Origin of the sequence: Mucilaginibacter phenanthrenivorans (assembly GCF_024721155.1) — a bacterium.
Lineage (GTDB): Bacteria > Bacteroidota > Bacteroidia > Sphingobacteriales > Sphingobacteriaceae > Mucilaginibacter > Mucilaginibacter phenanthrenivorans.
Map to the genome: position 1 here is coordinate 506290 of NZ_JAHVAP010000003.1, position 19989 is coordinate 526278.

Annotated in this window: 16 protein-coding genes; 6 read left to right on the forward strand and 10 right to left on the reverse strand. The window is 44.5% G+C overall.

All coding sequences use genetic code 11. The features are described 5' to 3' along the window. The first annotated feature begins 232 nt into the window (after positions 1-232). On the forward strand, positions 233-1270 hold the full coding sequence (locus KXD93_RS08705) for a DUF6515 family protein (RefSeq protein WP_258136631.1): 1038 nt from the start codon (positions 233-235) through the stop codon (positions 1268-1270). Between the two features lie 246 nt (positions 1271-1516). On the opposite strand, the gene KXD93_RS08710 is transcribed toward KXD93_RS08705, so the two are convergent. The 6 genes from KXD93_RS08710 to pdhA form a co-directional block, all read right to left on the reverse strand. After that, positions 1517-5092: a peptidase M16 family protein gene (locus KXD93_RS08710; protein ID WP_258136632.1), complete on the reverse strand. Its 3576-nt coding sequence runs from the start codon at positions 5090-5092 to the stop codon at positions 1517-1519. A 112-nt stretch (positions 5093-5204) separates the two neighbouring features. Beyond that, entirely contained in the window at positions 5205-5981 is a 777-nt protein-coding gene (locus KXD93_RS08715) for a M90 family metallopeptidase (RefSeq protein ID WP_258136633.1), read from the reverse strand. 76 nt (positions 5982-6057) lie between these two features. Then, positions 6058-6477 (reverse strand): hypothetical protein, encoded by a 420-nt coding sequence (locus KXD93_RS08720; protein WP_258136634.1) that lies wholly within the window; start codon positions 6475-6477, stop codon positions 6058-6060. A 54-nt stretch (positions 6478-6531) separates the two neighbouring features. Next, a complete protein-coding gene (locus KXD93_RS08725; protein WP_258136635.1) occupies positions 6532-6717 on the reverse strand; it encodes a type II toxin-antitoxin system HicA family toxin in 186 nt (61 codons plus the stop codon). A 231-nt stretch (positions 6718-6948) separates the two neighbouring features. After that, positions 6949-8649, reverse strand: coding sequence for a dihydrolipoamide acetyltransferase family protein (locus tag KXD93_RS08730; RefSeq protein ID WP_258136636.1), 1701 nt, complete (start codon positions 8647-8649; stop codon positions 6949-6951). A gap of 48 nt (positions 8650-8697) precedes the next feature. Beyond that, positions 8698-9693, reverse strand: coding sequence for a pyruvate dehydrogenase (acetyl-transferring) E1 component subunit alpha (pdhA, locus tag KXD93_RS08735; protein ID WP_258136637.1), 996 nt, complete (start codon positions 9691-9693; stop codon positions 8698-8700). A gap of 416 nt (positions 9694-10109) precedes the next feature. On the opposite strand from pdhA, the gene KXD93_RS08740 reads away from it, so the two are divergent. Further along, a complete protein-coding gene (locus tag KXD93_RS08740; protein ID WP_258136638.1) occupies positions 10110-10712 on the forward strand; it encodes a C40 family peptidase in 603 nt (200 codons plus the stop codon). A gap of 343 nt (positions 10713-11055) precedes the next feature. Beyond that, positions 11056-12228, forward strand: coding sequence for a CapA family protein (locus tag KXD93_RS08745; RefSeq protein WP_258136639.1), 1173 nt, complete (start codon positions 11056-11058; stop codon positions 12226-12228). Positions 12229-12407: 179 nt separating this feature from the next. Here the strand turns inward: KXD93_RS08745 and KXD93_RS08750 are convergent, their stop codons facing one another. Then, positions 12408-12593 carry a hypothetical protein gene (locus tag KXD93_RS08750; RefSeq protein WP_258136641.1) on the reverse strand — a complete coding sequence of 62 codons (186 nt, stop codon included), beginning with the start codon at positions 12591-12593 and terminating at the stop codon, positions 12408-12410. A gap of 91 nt (positions 12594-12684) precedes the next feature. Here KXD93_RS08750 and KXD93_RS08755 point away from each other — a divergent pair, with 91 nt between their 5' ends. Then, on the forward strand, positions 12685-13623 hold the full coding sequence (locus tag KXD93_RS08755; RefSeq protein ID WP_258136643.1) for an SPFH domain-containing protein: 939 nt from the start codon (positions 12685-12687) through the stop codon (positions 13621-13623). Positions 13624-13643: 20 nt separating this feature from the next. Next, complete coding sequence (locus KXD93_RS08760; RefSeq protein WP_258136645.1) at positions 13644-14186, forward strand: DUF922 domain-containing protein; 543 nt, start codon at positions 13644-13646, stop codon at positions 14184-14186. A 57-nt stretch (positions 14187-14243) separates the two neighbouring features. On the opposite strand, the gene KXD93_RS08765 is transcribed toward KXD93_RS08760, so the two are convergent. Continuing rightward, positions 14244-15683, reverse strand: a complete 1440-nt coding sequence (locus KXD93_RS08765; protein ID WP_258136646.1) for a hypothetical protein — start codon at positions 15681-15683, stop codon at positions 14244-14246. Between the two features lie 58 nt (positions 15684-15741). On the opposite strand from KXD93_RS08765, the gene KXD93_RS08770 reads away from it, so the two are divergent. Next, entirely contained in the window at positions 15742-17730 is a 1989-nt protein-coding gene (locus KXD93_RS08770) for a phosphatidylinositol-specific phospholipase C domain-containing protein (protein WP_258136648.1), read from the forward strand. A 7-nt stretch (positions 17731-17737) separates the two neighbouring features. Here the strand turns inward: KXD93_RS08770 and KXD93_RS08775 are convergent, their stop codons facing one another. Next, a complete protein-coding gene (locus KXD93_RS08775) occupies positions 17738-18739 on the reverse strand; it encodes an L-histidine N(alpha)-methyltransferase (protein WP_258136650.1) in 1002 nt (333 codons plus the stop codon). A gap of 96 nt (positions 18740-18835) precedes the next feature. Then, positions 18836-19987, reverse strand: a complete 1152-nt coding sequence (egtB, locus tag KXD93_RS08780) for an ergothioneine biosynthesis protein EgtB (RefSeq protein WP_258136651.1) — start codon at positions 19985-19987, stop codon at positions 18836-18838. Positions 19988-19989: the final 2 nt, after the last annotated feature.

Below are 19989 nucleotides of genomic sequence, written 5' to 3' on the forward strand. Positions count from 1 at the left end.
TACCTGTATCGTTTTACGGTCAAATTACGTATATTTACATGAGAGACCAATATAAACTTACCTGGTTAGGGGCTATTGTAATAATCCCGCTTCAAATAAAATCCGGCTTGTTTTTTTATTATAATTACAAAAATAATTTATTAGGTGTTAAACCGTTTATCTAACTTTTAGTCTATACGTTATAACTGGCTTAAAACCAATTATACCAATTCGCAAATAACAATATTTCATCATGAAAACTGCATATAAAAATTTATTAAACACTGCTTTAGCTACTCTTGTATGTGTGGCTTTAGCAATTCCCGCCAGTGCGCAGCACAGGCCATCCACAAGTGGCGGCGGAGGGGGTGGAGGCGGCAGTAGCAGCCCGGCCCCGGTAAGAGCATCAGGTGGTGGTAGCTCAGCTCCATCATTCCGTCCATCAAGCAGCGGCAGCGTTTCAAGGCCGTCAGGCGGTGGGCAGGTGGGCGTTGTTCGCCAGGGTAGCGGTGTCCGCACCAATACAGGCACGGCACCACGCGTTGGCGTTGCCCAAAGGGGTAACTATGGTTATGCTCCGCGTCCTGCAACAGGCGTAAGAGGCAATTATGGTTATGCTCCGCGTACTTCTGTAGGTGTTTCTGCAAACAGGGGCGCTACGGGCGGCTATGTAAGCAGCTACCGTTCTGCTCCAAGAGTTGGTTACGGCCATGGCGGTGGTTACTGGGGTAACCATGGTTATTATCATTATAACCACGGCTACTATGGTTCTTATTATGCGCCGCGTTTAGGCTTTTCAATTGGTGTATTGCCTTATGGATACTATCCATTTTACTATGGCGACTTCCAATACTATTACAGCGATGGTTTGTTCTATCAATATGATAACAGCCAATACACTGTGGTTGAACCACCGGTAGGCGCTGAAGTAAAGGAGCTTCCTGAAAAAGCGCAGTCTATCGTGATCAACGGTCAGCAATATTATGAGCTTAACGGTGTGTACTACCAGGCAGTTACTAAAGACGACGGCACAGTTGTTTACCAGGTTGCTGGTAAGGATGGCGAGTTGAATACAGGCACTAATGTACAGGACGATCAGCCGCAGGGCCCGCAAATGGGTGATATTGTTCCCCAGTTGCCGCCAGATTGCCGCAAGATAAAGGTTAACGGCGAAAAACTATACGTTTCTCCGGATGGTGTTTACTACCAGGAACTAGTTGATCCAAACGGCGGCAAAACTTACAAAGTAGTAGGTTTACCATCAGAAGATCAGCAACAAGATCAGAACTAAGACCCTGATAAAATATATTTATAAAGGTGATCTGCGAAAGCGGGTCACCTTTTTTGTTTTGAGCTCTCTATCGCGTCCTTGCGAGGAACGAAGCAATCTCTGAGCTATGCAGATCAGGGAGCATTAAGCCATGTGTGAACCTTACAGATACCGTTAGGTCCACACATCAACATAAAGAGCTTTGATTATCCCATGTAGAGGTTGCTTCGTTCGGCGATGATGCGTTGGAGATTTTATCTTACCATACTATTCCCCATCAACCATCCAAAAATCCCTGGGATACAACCTGTACAAAACAGTACCAGCCCCATCAACCGACTTTAAATAGTTTTCGTAAGCCTGCATCTGTTTTTCAGGGCCGATAACAAAGTAATTGCCACCCGGAACATCCTTTGCAGGTTTGCCGTAGCCCGGCAATATGGTTTCGTAAACCTGGTCCTTATAGGTATAAATAGTATTGATCAGCCCGTGTTCTTTTCTCAGTTTTAAAACTGCCAGGCGGAAGTTCTTCACCAAATCAGGCGTATTGCCGTCGGCAAGGTCGTTTGACATCGCTAATCCGCGGGCCTCATAATCATCCGCAGACCGGAATGCACCCACCGCTAATGAAACCACGTAATCCATCATGGCCGTATCCACTGGCGAACGTTTGATCTCGTCGATAACGAACTTCAGGGTTTGCGGTAGTTCAGGCGTACGCTCGGCATAATATGAAAACCTGCCACTTGCCGCGTTAGCGCCTACACCTGTGCTATATGAAAGGCCTGCACCCGTAGTTTTTGTGTATACACTTTGCTTGCCGCCGCCGCCATACAACTCTGCAGCTAGAAACCGTAACAGGCTCACCCTGCCGGTATCTTTATAAGCTGTTAGCGGAGCTGTATTGATAAATACCCCCGTATGCATATCTGGTGCAATCAGGCCCGAATACACGATCGGCTCAGTGATGTTCATCCTGCTCATTACTCTTTGGTTGATAAGTTTGGTAGCAGTATAGCTTTGCATAGGTGAAGCATTATGCTCAAATGTGTCAAACAGCTTATTAAGGCTTTGGCTCAATTTATCTTCGGTAGCTGCAGAACCAATTACCGATACCCTTACCTGCGCTGTATTCAGCAACATTTTACGCACACTGTTCAGGTTGTCCAATGTTTGAGCGGGTGCTTGGGCAAGGTCGTGCTTAATGGTAAGACATAGGGCTTTCCAGTCAGCGGCGAGGCTGTTATCGGGGATCTCGCCCAGCATTTGCTCCAGGTCCTGAGCAGCACTTTTGGCTATGGTCTTTGCTGCCGGTGACAATTGGCCAAAAGCCTCTGCATATTTTTTATTGCTGCCAGCCGAGTCAGCGCTCATTGGTTTGTCGCTATCTAGTACATGCAGCAGTTTTTTCAATTCATCTCTTTTTGTTGCTGCGGATGCAAGGCTGGTTAGCCAATTGCTGATCGCCGCTGCGTCTGTCGGTGAGCCAGCATCCTTCAGCATCCATTTCAGGCGGAAGATGTTATACTCCCTTGTTAAAAATGACGAGGTAGCCAGCAGCAATGGCTCGTCCTGGTATAGGTAGGCGCGCTGTGGGTTGTTCACCCAGCTCTCCTCAGCACCCTGCATAGTTTTGCGGATGCCGGTTAATTCCTGGTCAACTAGGTCGCGGATGCGGGGCAGGTTGGCAATTGTCCAGTTTGGATTTTTCAGCACATCGGCCATCCACTCTATCGACTTTAATGATTCCGCCTCGTTATTACCCGAACCGCTCACCACCAGCTCCGCCCGTCCGCTTTTTCCATTAACGCTGTAATAGCTGTTTAGGCTCAATATCTGTTGCTGTACCAATTGGATCATTTCCTCGTAGCTGATGGCTTTACCGTTCTTAATAATACCCGTACCGGTAAGCAGGTCAGGCAGAATAGCCAAATAAACCAGCTTATCCTGCGGAATGCCCTTCAGGCTAAATAACACGTTGGTTGTAGCACTCGTCATGTTATCAAATACCGATACTACTGCCGGCACGTTATTGGCCAGCGTTTGATTTTTGTAAACCAATTCGTCGTCAAGCGTTAATGGCGGATTCTCGATGAACTTCACGCTGTTACTTTGTTCCAGCTTTTCCAGCACCATGGTGTTCGAGTCATAAACCGCTTTGTAGCGTTTAATGGCGTCCTGGTCGTTATTGATGTTATACAATGTTCTCAACCTTGCTACTTCTGCATCGGCACGGGCCTTGCGCTCGGTTTCCAGTTGCGCCACTATTACCGGGCTGGCTTTGCTGTAAACCACAAAAGGCAAGGTGTGGTCAAGGTCGAGTTTTGCAAGCAGCGGTTTCCACATATTTACGCCGGTTGCCAACTGTTTGCGCACTTCCGCCATTTGCGGCTTCAGCATGATCGACTTGGTAAAGCCCGGTACACCTTCCATTATCTGCAACTCAACATACCAGCTGTCGTATGTGTTGCGGAAACCAAACTTTGGCGGGCTGTTTACAAACTTGGCGTCGCTGCGGTTGCTGCTGAGCAGGCTGCTGGCAAATCGTTTGTTAAACTCCAGTAGTTCCGGCGAATGGTCAGGATAGGCGGCTACTTTTTTAAGCTCGGCTATCACCCTATCGCGGGCCATGGTTACTTTTTCTTTGGTCAGGTTTTCGGCGCTAATGCCGTCGATGCCGATATTCACCGGGTCGCCCTGCTTAAAATCTACATAAGCATAAACCGATTGTGCATCAAAATCCGGGATCTTGGTTTTACTGTCCACGAATACCTTGTACAAGTTAGTCGTGGCATCGCCTGCGAATACCGTCAGGAAATTATTGAACTCAATGTATTCAATGGTGCTCAGCTTAAGCGTCGGCGGAAACGACATCATGATGGTACCAGGTTGCTGCGCATTTTCCGATGGGTATTCTATTGCTTCCATTTTGCCGTTCTCCGCAGGTTTTGGCTCGGGCAGCTTATCAGGCACGTGGTTGCCGACAGCAGCGCCTTTGTTCAGGGTATTCAAAATATCATTTGTGCGGCTCAGCACACTACCCAAACTCATGCTTTTCGGTACCGAAGTAATAGCGCCCATATTGCCCAGGTAGTAATTTTTGGCATGATAAGCGGCTATATCTTCAGCATTCAGCACACGAATACCTGCGGGCAAGCCGCCCGCATTGTAAGAATGCGGATGCGCGTTGCCATATTGCAACCTGCCCAGCTCGTCGCCAAGCAGGGAGTAGGGATTGTTCATGCCTGAGGTCATCTCGTTATAAACCGAGCCTTTTTCTTCAAGCCGTAATGTTTTATCAGGATTTTGGGTGATTCCCCAGTTGCGTACCTCGCGGTTTACTTCCTCGTTGGTATAATCGGGATATAGCAAGGCATCCATGTATTTTTCAAAAAGGTTGTAGAATACCTCCGCACCACCGCCGGTATTAAAATTATAAACCGTGTGCAACTGCGACGTAAAGGCGTTTGATTCCGCCAGCGACATACCCTCACGCGTATTCAGCTGATGGCCCTTGTTGCCCTTTGTTATGAGTAGGTGCTCCTGGGTATGGGGCTCGCCCTTATCACTCACAGGGAATGTATTAACATAAATAAACGTTTGCGGCACCGACTCCACCTGGAGCAGGTCGAGTGTAAAACCCGTTGCCACATGCACAAAACGACCTCCCATAGGCTTGTCGGCATCGCTCAGGTAAACAGCAACGGCCTTGAAGCCGTTCACCACTTCACCCTGCTTAACGGTGGCTAGTGAGGGCGTGTTTTGTGCCGCTGCCTGTTGGCAAACACCCGTAAACAATAAACAAAAAGCAATTGCTAATAATCGTAAAGGTTGATAACGCATAAGTGTGAGGGTTAATGCGTTAAAGCTAAGGAATGTAGAGGAAATTTGCAGGGAATGACAGAGATAATTTCACGACACGATGAAACCATGTGTCCCGGAAAAATACGCTATGTCACCCCTTTGCCAAATCCTGTCCGAAGATCTTACTGAGCATATCATAAAGCTCAGGGTGTTTGGTTTGAAACTGGTCAGGTTTTTCGAAGAAGTATTCTGACACCACAGCGAAGAACTCGGCTTCATTGGTGGTGGCGTAGGGATTGATATCCGAGTGGCCAGCTTCAATTTTATGGATCTCCTGGTGCATCATGCGCACCCATGGCTTTACATATTCAAAGGGCAAAAAGCCTTCAGGGATACCATCTGTGGCGCCGTCAGACTTATCCACCAGGTGCACAAACTCGTGGATGCCGGTGTTCTCTTTCCCTGCGCCTGATGAAAACCCTTTTACCAGCGCATTCCGCGACAGGATCATTTGCCCGTTCATATAACCTGTTCCTACCATGCCGGCAATGTTCCGGCCGTCTGTAGCTTCGTATTGGTATTGCTCATCGAATGTATCGGGGTACAGCAGCACATTGGTAACGTTGCGATAACTCCAGTCCTTAAACCTGAAGATAGGGATCACCGCGCTTGATGCCACCATCAGGCGATCAAGATCAGTTACCGTAAGGCCAACACCTTCAACGCGAACGCCATCTAAAAACTGCTCGATTTTATCTTCAAAGTATGCTTTATCAATATCGGAGAGATTGCTATAATAACCGATATGAGTTGCCAGCAGCTTCCTTTGCGTATCGGTAAGGATCACTTGGGTAAGTTGCCTTTTGCGGCCACGCTGGTAAAGAGTAAAACCGATAACGAGGGCAATAGCTACGAGGATGTAAAGCATAAATTGGTTTGTAACTTAATGGTGCAACAGACCAAATGTATCTATAAAATGAGGAATAATAATCCTACCTCTTGTTTTAAGAAAATTGCAAATCAATAAGCTCCTGGCCTAATTCGCGGATTCCGGATATTATTTTTTCAGTTTGCTTTTGTGATGGTTTTTTTTGTCCGCCAACATATTGAGCCAGCAAACTTTGGTTCATGCCAACCCGTGATGACAAAGCTTTGGCATTAATAACTTTATAATACTCAAAAAATTGAGGCAGATCCAACGTAATCTGAATCTGACTTTCATTTACTTCAGGCAAATTCATTTCATCATTATAAAGATTCAAGGCCTCAAGAATATTTTCCTTCAAGTTAGTAATTGATCTTCCTGTTGTATAAACCGGAAATTTTTCAGCGTAAGCTGAAAAACCTGTCGATGTTTTTTCGACAATTAAATTTATTTTTTTGCCAGCCACATCTTTCACGACTCTTGTGTTTTTTAATTTCATGTTTTCCCGGGTTCAAAATAAAAGTACGAATAGAAAACAAAAAGTTTATATAAGCTATTTTAAGCCTGCTTGTTTTAAAATGGCATTTTCAAGGCCTTTACCAACTTCAGCGCTTCCATGGTCTGGAACAATTAATGTGTTGGTTTTTGTAGCGTGTACCATTACGATATGACTGCCATTTTGCCTCTTCTTATACCATCCATCCTTTTTTAGGATCCTTAAAAGTTCGGAACTTTTCATGCTGATTAGTTTTCCTTTTGATTGACTTACTTTGTAACGTCACAATAAAAGCAGTTTAAGTCCCGTTTAAACTTCCTGATAAAAGTAATAAATATATTACCCATTAACAAGTAAAAAGTAAATTATATATTACCTTTTTAGAAAACATCCGTCTCAAAACAAAAACAGCGATAAACCGTAAAGTCTATCGCTGTTAAATTATTCGATTATAAAAATCTAAACTCGTAAATCTTAAATCAAAAGCCTTACCGGCTCTTCCAGTAACGATTTCAATGTTTGCAGGAATGCGGCACCTGTTGCGCCATCAACCACGCGGTGGTCGCAGCTTAGGGTTACCTTCATTACGTTGCCAGGTACCACAGCACCATTCTTTACAACCGGAACCTGTTGAATGCCGCTAACAGCAAGGATACAGGCATCAGGTGTGTTTATAATTGCGGTAAACTCATCAACACCAAACATACCGAGGTTTGATATAGTGAATGTCGAGCCTTCCCAATCAGACGGCTGTAGTTTTTTAGCTTTTGCTTTTTGTGCAAAGTCCTTCACTTCAGCGCTGATGCGGCTTAATGATTTACCATCGGCAAAACGAACAACCGGAACTAACAAGCCTTCGTCAACAGCTACAGCAACACCAATATGTACATGCTCATTGGTGCGGATCTTATCGCCAAGGTATGACGAGTTGATAGCAGGGTGTTGTTTTAAGGCAACGGCACAAGCCTTTAGTACGAAATCGTTAAACGAGATCTTAACCGGCGATACGTCATTAATACGGGTGCGGGCTGCAACAGCCTGGTCCATATCGATGCTCATAGTTACGTAGAAATGAGGTGCGGTAAACAAACTTTCTGATAAACGCTTGCTGATCACTTTACGCATCTGGCTAACCGGTTTCTCGGTATATTTCTCTTCACCTGTGTACGGTGCAAGCGGGGCCGGTGCAGGTTTTGCAGCAGGAGCAGCTGATGGTGCGGCGCTTGCAGGGGCAGCTGTTTCAGCAACAGGTGCAGGCGCAGCAGTTTTAGCAGCCGGTACATATTCTTCCACATCCTTTTTAATGATGCGGCCGCCTTCGGCGCTACCTTTTACATCATTAAGGTTAATGCCTTTTTCCTTTGCAATTTTGCGTGCAAGTGGTGACGCCTTAACTCGGCTGTCGTCTGTAGATGTAGCATCCGCAGGACTGTCTGATGGTGTTTCAGCTGCTGCTTCGGCAGCAGGCGCAGCTTCAGCTGTTGGGGCGGGCGCAGCTTCGTCGTCGCTTAACAGCGGGGTAATGTCGGTGCCGGCTTTACCAACAATAGCAATAATGCCATTAACTGGTGCGGCTTCACCCTCTTTAGGGCCAATGTATAATAAGGTGCCGGCTTCGTAACCAACAACTTCCATCGTAGCCTTGTCGGTTTCAACATCAGCAAGCGAATCATCGCTTTTTACAGTATCGCCTACTTTAAAGTTCCATTTGTTTATAACGCCTTCCGTCATGGTGTCACTCAGGGCAGGCATGCGAATAACGGTTGCAGGGATACTGCTTTTGTCAACCTTTGGCTTGGCTTCAACAGCTTCAGCAGGTTTTTTATCTTCAGTTGCTTTTGGTGCCTTTGTTTTCGCGGGCTCGGCAGCAGGTTCAGCTTCAGCGGCGGGAGCAGCAGCCGGGGCATCAGCATTAATAGCCGACTGGTAGTCTTCACCCTCTTTGCCTATTACAGCAATCAGTGCATCAACCGGAACAGCCTTACCTTCTTCAACACCTATATAAAGCAAGGTGCCGTCCTGGTACGATTCAAAATCCATCGTGGCTTTATCAGTCTCGATCTCGGCCAATACATCGCCCGATTTTACTTTATCACCAACTTTTTTATGCCATTTAGCCAATACCCCTTCGGTCATGGTATCGCTCATTTTTGGCATTTTAACTACTTCGGCCATATATTATTTGATTCAATAGTTCTTATAAATTCAATTTAAATATAACGATTAGCTCATTATATAAGGGTAGTCCTTCTGCACGTAAACATCAGTGTATAATTCTGATGCTTCCGGCCATGGCGACTCTTCAGCAAACTTTACCGACTCATCAACCTCAGCCTTAATTTTAGCTTCGATCTCTTCAAACCATTTTTCATCAGCGTAATTTTCTGAAAGAATGATGTGTTTGGTAAGTTCTATCGGGTCTTTTGCCTTGTATGATTCCAGTTCCTCTTTTGTGCGGTATTTCTGAGGATCGGACATGGAGTGACCTTTGTAACGGTAAGTACGCATTTCAAGGAATGTTGGGCCTTCGCCAGCACGTGCGCGCTGAACGGCTTCGTCCATTGCTTTGTGAACAGCAGCAGGGTCCATGCCGTCAACCGGTGATGATGGAATGCCGTAAGGCAAGCCCAATTTGTAGATATCAGTTTGTGCAGTGGTGCGCTCCAAAGAAGTACCCATGGCGTAACCGTTGTTTTCGCAAACAAATATTACAGGTAATTTCCAAAGAGCAGCCATGTTAAAGGTTTCGGTAAGTGCGCCCTGGCGTACGGCGCCGTCGCCCATGTAGGCTACATTTACAAACTCGGTACCTTTATATTTTTCGGCAAATGCAATACCTGCACCCAGGGGAACCTGTCCGCCAACTATACCGTGGCCGCCGTAAAAATGTTTCTCCTTATCAAACATGTGCATTGAACCGCCCTTGCCTTTTGAGCAGCCGGTTGCCTTGCCATAAAGCTCGGCCATAATGCTGTTTGAAGTTACGCCCTTAGCAATTGCATGTGCGTGATCGCGGTAAGCAGTTATCATACTGTCTTCCTGTTTAAGAACCGACATCGCGCCGGCTAATACAGCTTCCTGGCCTATATATAAGTGGCAAAAGCCCCTTATTTTTTGTTGCCCGTATAATTGTCCGGCTTTCTCTTCGAACTTCCGCATCAAAAGCATCGACTCGTACCACATCAGGTAAGTGTCTTTATTTATTTCGATTGAACTCATGTATTATTAAACGATCAATTTTTATATAAAGCGCAAATCTAATTATATCTATGAAATATAGAAAAGCAATGCGGTTGTTAAACGACTATTTTGTTAAAAAGATTTGTAATAATTTGAATATGGTGCTTAATATTACCCGGAGCAAACAATTCTTCAGGTAGCTAAAACCCTCAATTTATGTGTAATTACCCTGTTTTTGTTAAAATGTTAAGAACTAGCAGAATATAAAAAATGCATCCGTTATTACATTTATCAAAAAAAATCCCGCAGTAATTAACATTTGCATACAAATGTTGAAAAAAAACAATCATTTAGTTGCAATTTTAAAAAATTTAAATAGTTTTGTAGCGAACAATAGACAGGGTGTCCAATTTAATAAACAATTTGTTGGCCTAATCAACAAAATAATACATTAAATGAAGAAAGTTACTATCGTTATTGCGTTATTTCTCAGTGTTTTAGCTGCGCAAGCTCAAACAAAAACCAGTCCAGGTGTTTCGGACGAAAAAACTTCTGACGATCAGGAGTCATTAGCAAAAGACTATTTATCGCAAATTATGGGTGTTGCAATGTCAGCAACCTCAAATATGAAACTTTTCCACTTTGTTTACGACTGGATCGGTACCCCGTACCGTTTTGGCGGAAGCTCAAGAAGAGGAATTGATTGCTCAGCATTTACAAAGGAACTTTACAGCCAGGTATTCAATATGGATATCGAGCGCAGCTCACGCGATATTTTCAGCATGGTTAGCCCTGTTAGAAAAGATGACCTGAAGGAAGGCGATTTGGTTTTCTTTAAGATCCACAGCCGCAGGATCTCACACGTTGGTATTTATTTGGGCAACAACAAGTTTGCACATGCTTCGTCAAGGGGTGTGGCTATCAGCAGCCTGGATGATGCCTATTACAGCAGGTATTTTTATCGCGGTGGCCGCATGCTGGAATCATTTAAAGCTGAATTAACAAAACAAGCAAGCAGCTCAACAGCCAGCGCAAATAACGACCCAGATCAAAACTAATCATTATAAACCTAAGAGATTAATCCTGTCGAACCCGACGGGATTTTTTTTTGCCTTATTGCGAAGAAAAGAAAAATGTTTATGTTAGCCCCGGTTCTTAGGCGAAGTTGTCACTAAACAAAACACACGTTTCTTCTTCCCTCCTTCCGCGCAGCGAAGGGAGGGAGGTCCAGCGAAGCGTCGACCGGGTGGGTAAATCTGCGCGCGGCGTTAACGCTAATGCATTGGCGCTAATGCACGCGGGTTGACTCACCCCGACATCGCTTCGCTCGTCACCCCTCTCTGCTGCGCAAAGAGGGGAAGAAAGATTTATGTAAAAAACAAGGAGATAACCTAATCACAATTGAAGGATAAGAAAAATATATTGGTGCCATCAAGCTGGCTGAAACAACTGATGCTGCTTTTTATAGCAGCAGCAATTCTTTTTTTCACATCTTGCAGGCAACACCGCCCGCCGCCGGAGGTGTATCATCCCCCGATAAAAAAAACTGTAATTATAAAACGCGACACAATTAAACGTGATACGGCTGAACGCGATTCCTTCTGCATAGCGGCTGTTGGCGATATTATGTTGGGCACCTCCTACCCCGACAATAAAACCTTACCGCCCGACAGCGCAAAAGGCAGCTTCAAAAACGTGTTGCAGCAACTCCGTGACGCCGACCTTACATTCGGCAACCTGGAGGGCACATTGCTCGATACCGGCGCGCCGGCCAATTACCGGCTCCATCAACTGATCAGGCCGTGGTTGTTCCGGATGCCGGAAAGCTATGGCGGTATTTTAAAGGATGCAGGCTTTAAGGTCCTCAGCCTGGCCAACAACCATATTGGCGATTTTGATGACCGTGGTCGCAAAAGCACGATGAAGGTACTGGATAGCCTGGGGATAAAGTATGGCGGGCAGGTAAGTCATCCATCATCAATATTTAAGCTCAAAGGAGTTACTTACGGCTTTTGTGCCTTTGCGCCCAATGGCTATACCTTGTCTATTCTCGATCTGAAAAATGCAGCCCGGATCATTAGCGATCTGAAACAAAAATGCGATGTGGTGATTGTATCGTTTCATGGCGGTGGCGAGGGTGTTGGCTTCGAACACGTGCCTTTTGTGATGGAAACCTTTGTTAACGAAAAGCGGGGCGATGTAAATGCCTTTGCCCACGCAGCTATTGATGCCGGCGCCGACCTGGTATTTGGCAACGGCCCCCATGTTTGCCGCGCACTGGAGCTTTACAACGATAGATTAATCGCCTATAGTCTGGGCAACTTTTGCACATATACCAGCGTGAGTGTGGCAGGCCCGTGCGGCTACGCCCCCATCCTAAAGGTTAACATCAACAAAAAGGGTGAATTTTTAAGCGGACAGATCATCTCAGGAATCCAAACCCATTATAATGGCTTGCAACTGGACACCTTAAACAAAGCCGCCATCCGCATAAAACAACTAACCGAAACTGATTTCCCGGATGCGGGTGTAAGTATTAGTGATGATGGAAGAATTACTTTGACGAAGGAGTGATATGTTATCAGATCGTCATTGCGAGGAACGAAGCAACCTCTGCTAAGGACAATCAATAAACCCAAATGTTGCAGGCACCTTAAAGCCGCTGTTAGGTCAACACAATAATATTCTCCATAATCTGCATAGTTCAGAGGTTGCTTCGTTCCTCGCAATGACGCAATTGTGAAAAATCTTAGTTATACTTCATCCTTTGTAGTTCGTACGAGGCTTATCCCCGTAAAGAAAAAAAGGACGGATATAATGCCTATTACTACAAGCGTAGTAATGTTGCCTGCATGGTTAATAATTTCAACACCTGTGTAAATAAGGCCGATAATCCCTAATACTGTAAGGATAGCGCCGAAGGTTCTTTTTAAGTTCATGGTAGTATTTGCTGTTTTGTAAGCTTTTTGTTAAAAACAAATAGCACACCAATAAATAATCATACATTTATAATATTAAATTTTATCCGCTATGACCCCCCAAATAGGCTTTTTTATTGTTGTGTTCATCATATTGGTGATCATATTTTCATCATTTGTGTCTGTAAAACAAGGCACTATAGTAGTAATTACAGTGTTTGGCAAGTACCGCCGCATTCTAACTCCAGGCTTAAACTTCAAGATTCCGTTCATCGAAAACATCTATTCCAAGATCTCCATTCAGAACAGATCGGTAGAATTGGAGTTCCAGGCCGTAACTTTTGACCAGGCAAATGTTTATTTTAAGGCGATGCTGCTGTATTCGGTATTGGACCAGCAGGAGGAAACCATTAAAAACGTTGCCTTTAAGTTTGTTGATGACAGGAACCTGATGCAGGCGTTGATCCGTACGGTTGAAGGCTCGATAAGAGCGTTTGTGGCTACCAAACGTCAGTCGGAAGTATTGATACTCCGCCGCGACATTGTCGAGCACGTTAAGGAACAGCTTGATGTAATACTGGAAGGCTGGGGCTATCATCTGCAGGATCTGCAATTGAATGACATTACCTTCGACGATGTGATCATGAAATCGATGAGCCAGGTGGTTGCCTCAAACAACCTTAAAGCTGCTGCTGAAAACGAGGGACAGGCGTTACTGATCACCAAAACCAAGGCGGCCGAAGCTGAGGGTAACGCAATAAAGATCTCTGCCGAGGCCGAGCGCCAGGCATCACAATTACGTGGCCAGGGTGTGGCTTTGTTCCGCGAGGAAGTGGCTAAGGGTATGTCTGTAGCTGCAAAGGAGATGAAGGATGCCAATATGGACACTTCGGTAATCTTGTTTACTATGTGGACAGAATCTATAAAGCACTTTGCTGAAAATTCACAAGGCAACGTAATTTTCCTCGACGGATCAACCGATGCGATGCAACAAACCATGAAGGAAATGATGGCGTTAAACCAAATGCATGCGCAGCCAGTCAAAAAGTAAAAAATTTACTTTAACAGCTAATGAAATTGGGATTTGTGCGATTGATCTGCCTTGCAGCGGCATGGCTTTTTATTACTAACAGTGCGTCGGCGCAAGCATACCGGCAACTAACTGCTTATGATTTCCAGGGGGTACCGCACCCCGAACAGGGCAAGATAGCTTATACCAATTGCTCGATATATTTCCATTATGAGGCGCACCGTGAGCGGACTTATTACCGGCTGAATTTCGATATCCGGCTCACCATGAATAACTATAAGTCGTGGATGGATAAGCAGCACGTAAGCACTAATGAAATGCTTGCTGAAGTTTTAAAACACGAGCAGGGCCATTATGCCATCGCGTTTATGGAGCAACAGGAGCTATTACGCACGGTTGGCAAAACCGTTTTTTATGCCGATTACCAGTATGTGGCGCAAAGTATCTTCGACAGGATAGATGCCAAATACAGGCAACTAAACCTGGACTACGATGCCGACACCAACCACATGCGGAACCGGGTACAGCAGCAAAGTTGGGACACTTATTTTAAAAAGCGACTGGAGTATATGCCGCCAGAGTAGACAAGACCTCTCCTTTGATCAGCCTAAATGATTATAAGTGTTTCTAATGTATCCCGGCTACAGATTATAAATATAGGCAAACATTAACCCTACTGAAAAATAGGTGGCCTTTACATTATGTGTATCTCCCTGTAAAAAATTACCATCATTTGCAGAGGTCATGTCTGCAAACTGGGGATAGGCCGAGGTATGCCCATAGTCGAACAATAAGCCTGTCCGCAGGTTGAACTTTCGTCGTTTCAGGTTGCCGCCTATTTGCATATGGTAAATGTTATAGTTGGATATATTTGAGATATTTCCGTCGTCGTCCTTGTATTTTTTTTGATCATAATAAGTAAAATCGGTACGCGCCGAAATAAAGCCGGTAACATCGGGTTTTAACTCATAGGTAAACCCGATACCATAGTTTATAATGGACCTGCGGGCATCCTTAAGCTTCAAAATCTCAGATGTAAAAGTATTATCATTCCCCTCATTCGACCTGATAAAATCAGTGCTCCGCGGTGTGATAATACTATACTGGCTGACACTATTAAAATATTCCGCACTGATGTAGATCTGTCCCTTATTTAAATCATAAGCATATCCCAACGCAAGGCTCAGGGGCATTTTGTAGTTTTCACTAAGCTTGGTTTGCCTATTACTGGCCAATAAGTTTGTCGTATCAGTGGGGTCAACATGTAAATCCGTAATCAAATTGTCGCTTAATAGTTCTGCACTGCTTTTTAGTTTAACCAATGGCGAAGTAAAGTTTAAGCCTAAGTGGCTTCTGCCATCATCATAAGCAAATCCAACCTTAAATTTAAGGCTCACATTGTAGTGGGATACCTGGTAAGACGATTGCAAATTTGTGATCGGCTCCGATCCTGAACCGGTGGTTTGATTGATAATTGCCCTTGCGCTGTAATTTTCCTGTAAAGTTTGCGTGCGATATTGCCCCTGGGTCGAAAAGCCGAAAGCCAACTTCGGTGAAAGTTTAAAACCTGTGCTTAACAAAGCGCTTGTTTCGTTTATCGTATTCTGGCCGTTATACTGCCCGAGAAAGCTTTCATCCCCAGGGCTGTAAGCGTCATTGAGCACATTAAATTTACGATCGAGCTGCTGCGTGGCCTGGTAGTTTATCACCGGGTTTTGTATAATGGCATAGCCTACGCTGAATTTTTTGCTACCTTTCATAGCCAATACACCCGACGCCATTACCGGCACGATACTTACATTCGAGGATTTTAGGTTGAGCCCGGCACCTACCCCATCCTTTACTTTGAATGAGTTTAGCTGGTAAACAGAGCCGCTTATTGATGCGGAATTTTTGGTATTATAAGCCAGTAGCGCCGGGTTAAAGTAAAGCAGGCCGCTGTCTCTTGTAAATGCAACCGCGGAGCCGGGTGTTAAAATTCCGGCGGGATTATACTGTGCTGACCAATAGTTGGCATCCTGCGCCTGAGCATAATAAAAGCACGCGCCGAACAAAATAATTGTGAGGTAAAGTTTTTTCAAGGCGATATTGTTTGCCTAAAAATAATACTTTTATATAGTTATAAAAAATTATCCCAAGGTGAAAAATTGCTTTAATATTAAACAAACAGGGTTTTACCTCTTCTTTGGCGGCTTATTATTAGCATTCATATTTGGGAAAGCGGATGCACAAAGCCTGAGTTTTGGCACACCGGTAAATATTTTACCGGCGGCAACCAGTAACAAAACGCCCTGCATCGCCTACTTTAAAGACAACTTTTTTGTAGCATGGATCGATAAAAAAGCGGGCAAAATTCATGTGGCTGATTTAGGCAAACAACCGTTAAAAGGTTCGGTAAGAAATGACGATTTGATTGATAGCGCACAAAGCAATTTCGCGCCGATTTTTTGCGTCACTCCCAATCATCTTTATGTTTTATGGATAAACCATGATGGCGGGCTTAACTATGTGGTCAATACCAGCGACAACTGCTTTAAAAATAGTAAGGTTGATAGTCTTGAAATAACCGGCGCATCAATTGGACTGTCCTGCGCTGTGGTTGGTAACAACATGTTAATTGCATCGCGTAGCGAAAGCAGGGATGTACTAATTTACACCGTAGCCGCTATTGGCACCGATGGATTGCTTACCGGCGGCGAAACCAAAGATCTCTCATTTAAAAGCACCGATTATCCGGCGGTTGTAGCTTTGGCAGATTCAGTACGTTTAACCTGGCGTGGCAATAAAGACCAGGATATCTATTATGCCAATGGTGATTTTAATGCTAACAAGTGGACAAAGGCGAAAAAGTTGAATGGGATTCAAAGCGGAACATCGCCCGCTGTTTTACATAATCAAAACTCAACTGCCGTTTTTTATATTTCGAGAGGGATTAAAAAAGACACCCGATTGTACTACACCATGGATAACGGTGACAGGAAAAATTTCAATATCCAGTTACCCGGGTATTTGAATGTGCATAGTGCAGTTTCTATTTGTGTTGCTGATAAAAACAATTTTTATGTGGCCTATGCCGGCCCTGATGACAAAATATATCTTTCGGCATTTGTTAATTATAACCCGGCTAAATGGATGGAGCAAACACTTTTTCCGAAAAAGGCCAATTATAGCTTAAAAGATATTATTATGCCGGGCTCGCATGATGCCGGCATGTCGGTTTTGACGGCAACAGGCGGACAACAAAAAGGCACCATAAATGAATGTAACGTACTCACCCAAATTCAAAACATAAAAGGCCAGCTAAATTCCGGCATGCGAATGTTCGACCTGCGGATTGGCTTGTATAAGGATTCGCTATATGCAAAACACGCATCGTCCGATTGTATGGATGATGCGATCGGCGGGGGCTTCGGCGAAAAATTCAGCACCATCTTGCACGACCTTAAGGATTTCCTGAACACTAATAAGAAAGAAACAGTTGTTTTGTCGTTCAGTCATTTTTGTACTAAGGAAGCGTCGATGGCTAAGATTGCCCAATTTATTATAGACAGCCTGGGGAAAGAACACATCTACGCTAACGGCGGAAAAAAACTAAGCGATGTAACCCTTAATGAGCTTGCAGGCAAAGCGATAATGGTTTTTGAGGGCTACGCAACACCAGATAAGCTGATCGACTCCTGTACCATTGCTGCAACATCAAATAGCTTCATTAATTTTAAACGGGAATATGCCGCTACCAACAACCTGGATAATTTAAAACTAAAGGAAAAGACGTTTTTTACAGGGATGGGCAGCCCATTAAAATATAACGACCTGGTACGGCTTGACTGGCAACTAACCCAGGGTCACGACGAAGCCGCCATGGTTTGTAACAGCTTCCAGGATGAAAGCATCAATCCGCTTTTTAGCGGAGTAATGGCGTTAACCAGTGCAATCCGCAAACACCATAGCATCATTGATCTGGCAAAAATCGGTAACCAGTCTGTTTTGCTGGTCGTTAATGAATGGCTCGCAAACAAAACCATCAATAAGATCAATAAACCCAATGTCTTATATGTAGATGCCGCAGGTGCCTGGGCTACCGACTATTGTGTACAGCTGAATATGAATGAATTGTATACAAAGTAAATTACGCTCACTCCGCTACCCAAATGGCATCCGTAAACCAGTGTTTGCTGTCAAAAAAGTGGTCAACCGGTTTAAAGGAAGCCTTTGTGGCCATATCATTAATTTGCTGAACGGTGAATTTTTGGGAAATCTCCATAAAAATATATTCGTCCTTTTCAAAATGAATGGTTTCCATTCCGTTAATGTTTACATCCTGTTCAATAAGGCTTACTAAATAGCTTTTGCAGGCACCGGTCTCCGGGTCGTACGTCGGATAGTGTTCGAACTTGTCGATATTAAAATCAGCATTCAGTTCACGATTTATGCGCTCCAGTAAATTAAGATTAAAGCGCCTGGTAATGCCCTCCTTATCATTATAGGCAGCCAAAACTGTCGCCGGGTTCTTTTTTAGGTCGACGCCGATCAACAGCATATCGCCAGGCGATAAATGGCTGCGCACATCGGCACAAAATTGTGCGGCTTCGTCAACTGGCATATTGCCTACGTTTGAGCCCAAAAACATTACCACCTTGCGTTTATTGGAAATAGCAGAAGCCTTGGTAAGCATATCGAAATACTCGCCATTAAGGCCGGTAATTTGCAAGCCGGGCAATGTTACGGGCAATGTGATGTTAAGATATGAGATTACGTTTGATGAAATATCTATAGGCAAATAGCTGAAGTCCGCATTGTTCTCCAACAGATATTTCAGCAGATAAGTAGATTTAGTTGCGTCACCGGCACCCAGTTCTATTAGGTCGAACGCATCGCCCTCGCCAATGATGGCGTTGCAGATCTCGGCGGTTTTTTCAGAGAAGATCTCCAGCTCGCAATTGGTTGGGTAGTACTCTTCGCAGTTCATAAGGTCCTGGAAAAGCTTATCGCCAACGGCATCATAAAAATACATCGAGCTTAAATACTTAGGGCTTGCGTTCAGTCCGCAGCTTACATCGTAATAAAACTTGCCTGTTCTGCAATTTGAAAATATGCCCATTTTTTCTTCTGCTGGTGCTGTTTCAGTGTTTTTCATCGGTAGTGCTTGTTTTTCATTGGCGATGAAGTTATCATGAGTGTTTTGATTTAAGTCCACTCGTGATGAATTCACCTATAGTAAAGTAGGTATGTATTACTTAGCCAGCCTTATGCCGGTAAATTGCCATCGTAAATTGGTTTGAAAAAAGTTTCTATAAGTTATGCGGCTATGCCCCGGCGATGTAACTTCCGATGCGCCCCGCAATACTTTTTGATTCACCATAAATTTGCCGTTATACTCCCCAATTGCGCCGGGTGCCTTGGCAAATCCCGGGTAGGGCAGGTAGGAGCTTTCGGTCCATTCCCAGCTTTTGCCCCAGCTAAATTGCGTTGCTGCAGCTTCCCATTCAAATTCAGTAGGTAACCGCAAACCTTTCCACGCTGCGTAGGCGTAGGCTTCAAAGTAGCTGATGTGACAAACCGGCTCCTTTAAACTCAATGGTTCCAAGCCATGGAAGGTATAATGGTGCCATTGCTCGTCAATATTGTGCCAGTAAAGCGGCGCCTCCACCTTATTGGTTTTTACCCAATCCCAACCCTCGGCGTGCCAGTGACGGAAATCGTGATAGCCACCGCTGTTTATGAATTCAAGATACTCACCGTTGGTAACCAAATTCGGGCTAATCTCAAATTCATTCAGGTAAACTTTATGCGGGTTCAACTCGTTATCAAAGCAAAAGCCCTCGCCTTTAAAACCTATTTCATAGATCCCTTCCGGCAGCTTTATAAATTCCCCGCTTTCAACCCAATCCACTTTTGGTGAAACATAGTCGTGAGAATAAGCCGGGAAAAGCGGGTTATGCCCCAAAATGAATTTGATATCGGTATACAATAGCTCCTGGTGCTGCTCCTCGTGGTTAAAGCCCAGTATCAGCAACTCTTTCACATCCTCCCCCGGCTCCTCGCATAAAAACTTAGCCATGGCATCATCAACATACTTACGATAGGCATAGATCTCGGCCACAGTTGGGCGACTTAAGTTGCCCCTGTCAGTACGAATAACGCGGTTGCCTACTGTTTCATAGTAGCTATTGAAAACGTAGTTGTAGTCGGGATTGTATTCCTGGTAGCCCATAAAATAGGGCTTTAGGATAAAGGTTTCAAAAAACCAGGTAACATGGCCAATGTGCCATTTTGGTGGACTAACATCAACCACGGGCTGAACCACATAGTCCTCGGTCTGCAAGGGCCAGCATATTTCCTCCGTTCGTTTACGAACTTTTATGTAACAGTCGGCGATGTCCATTA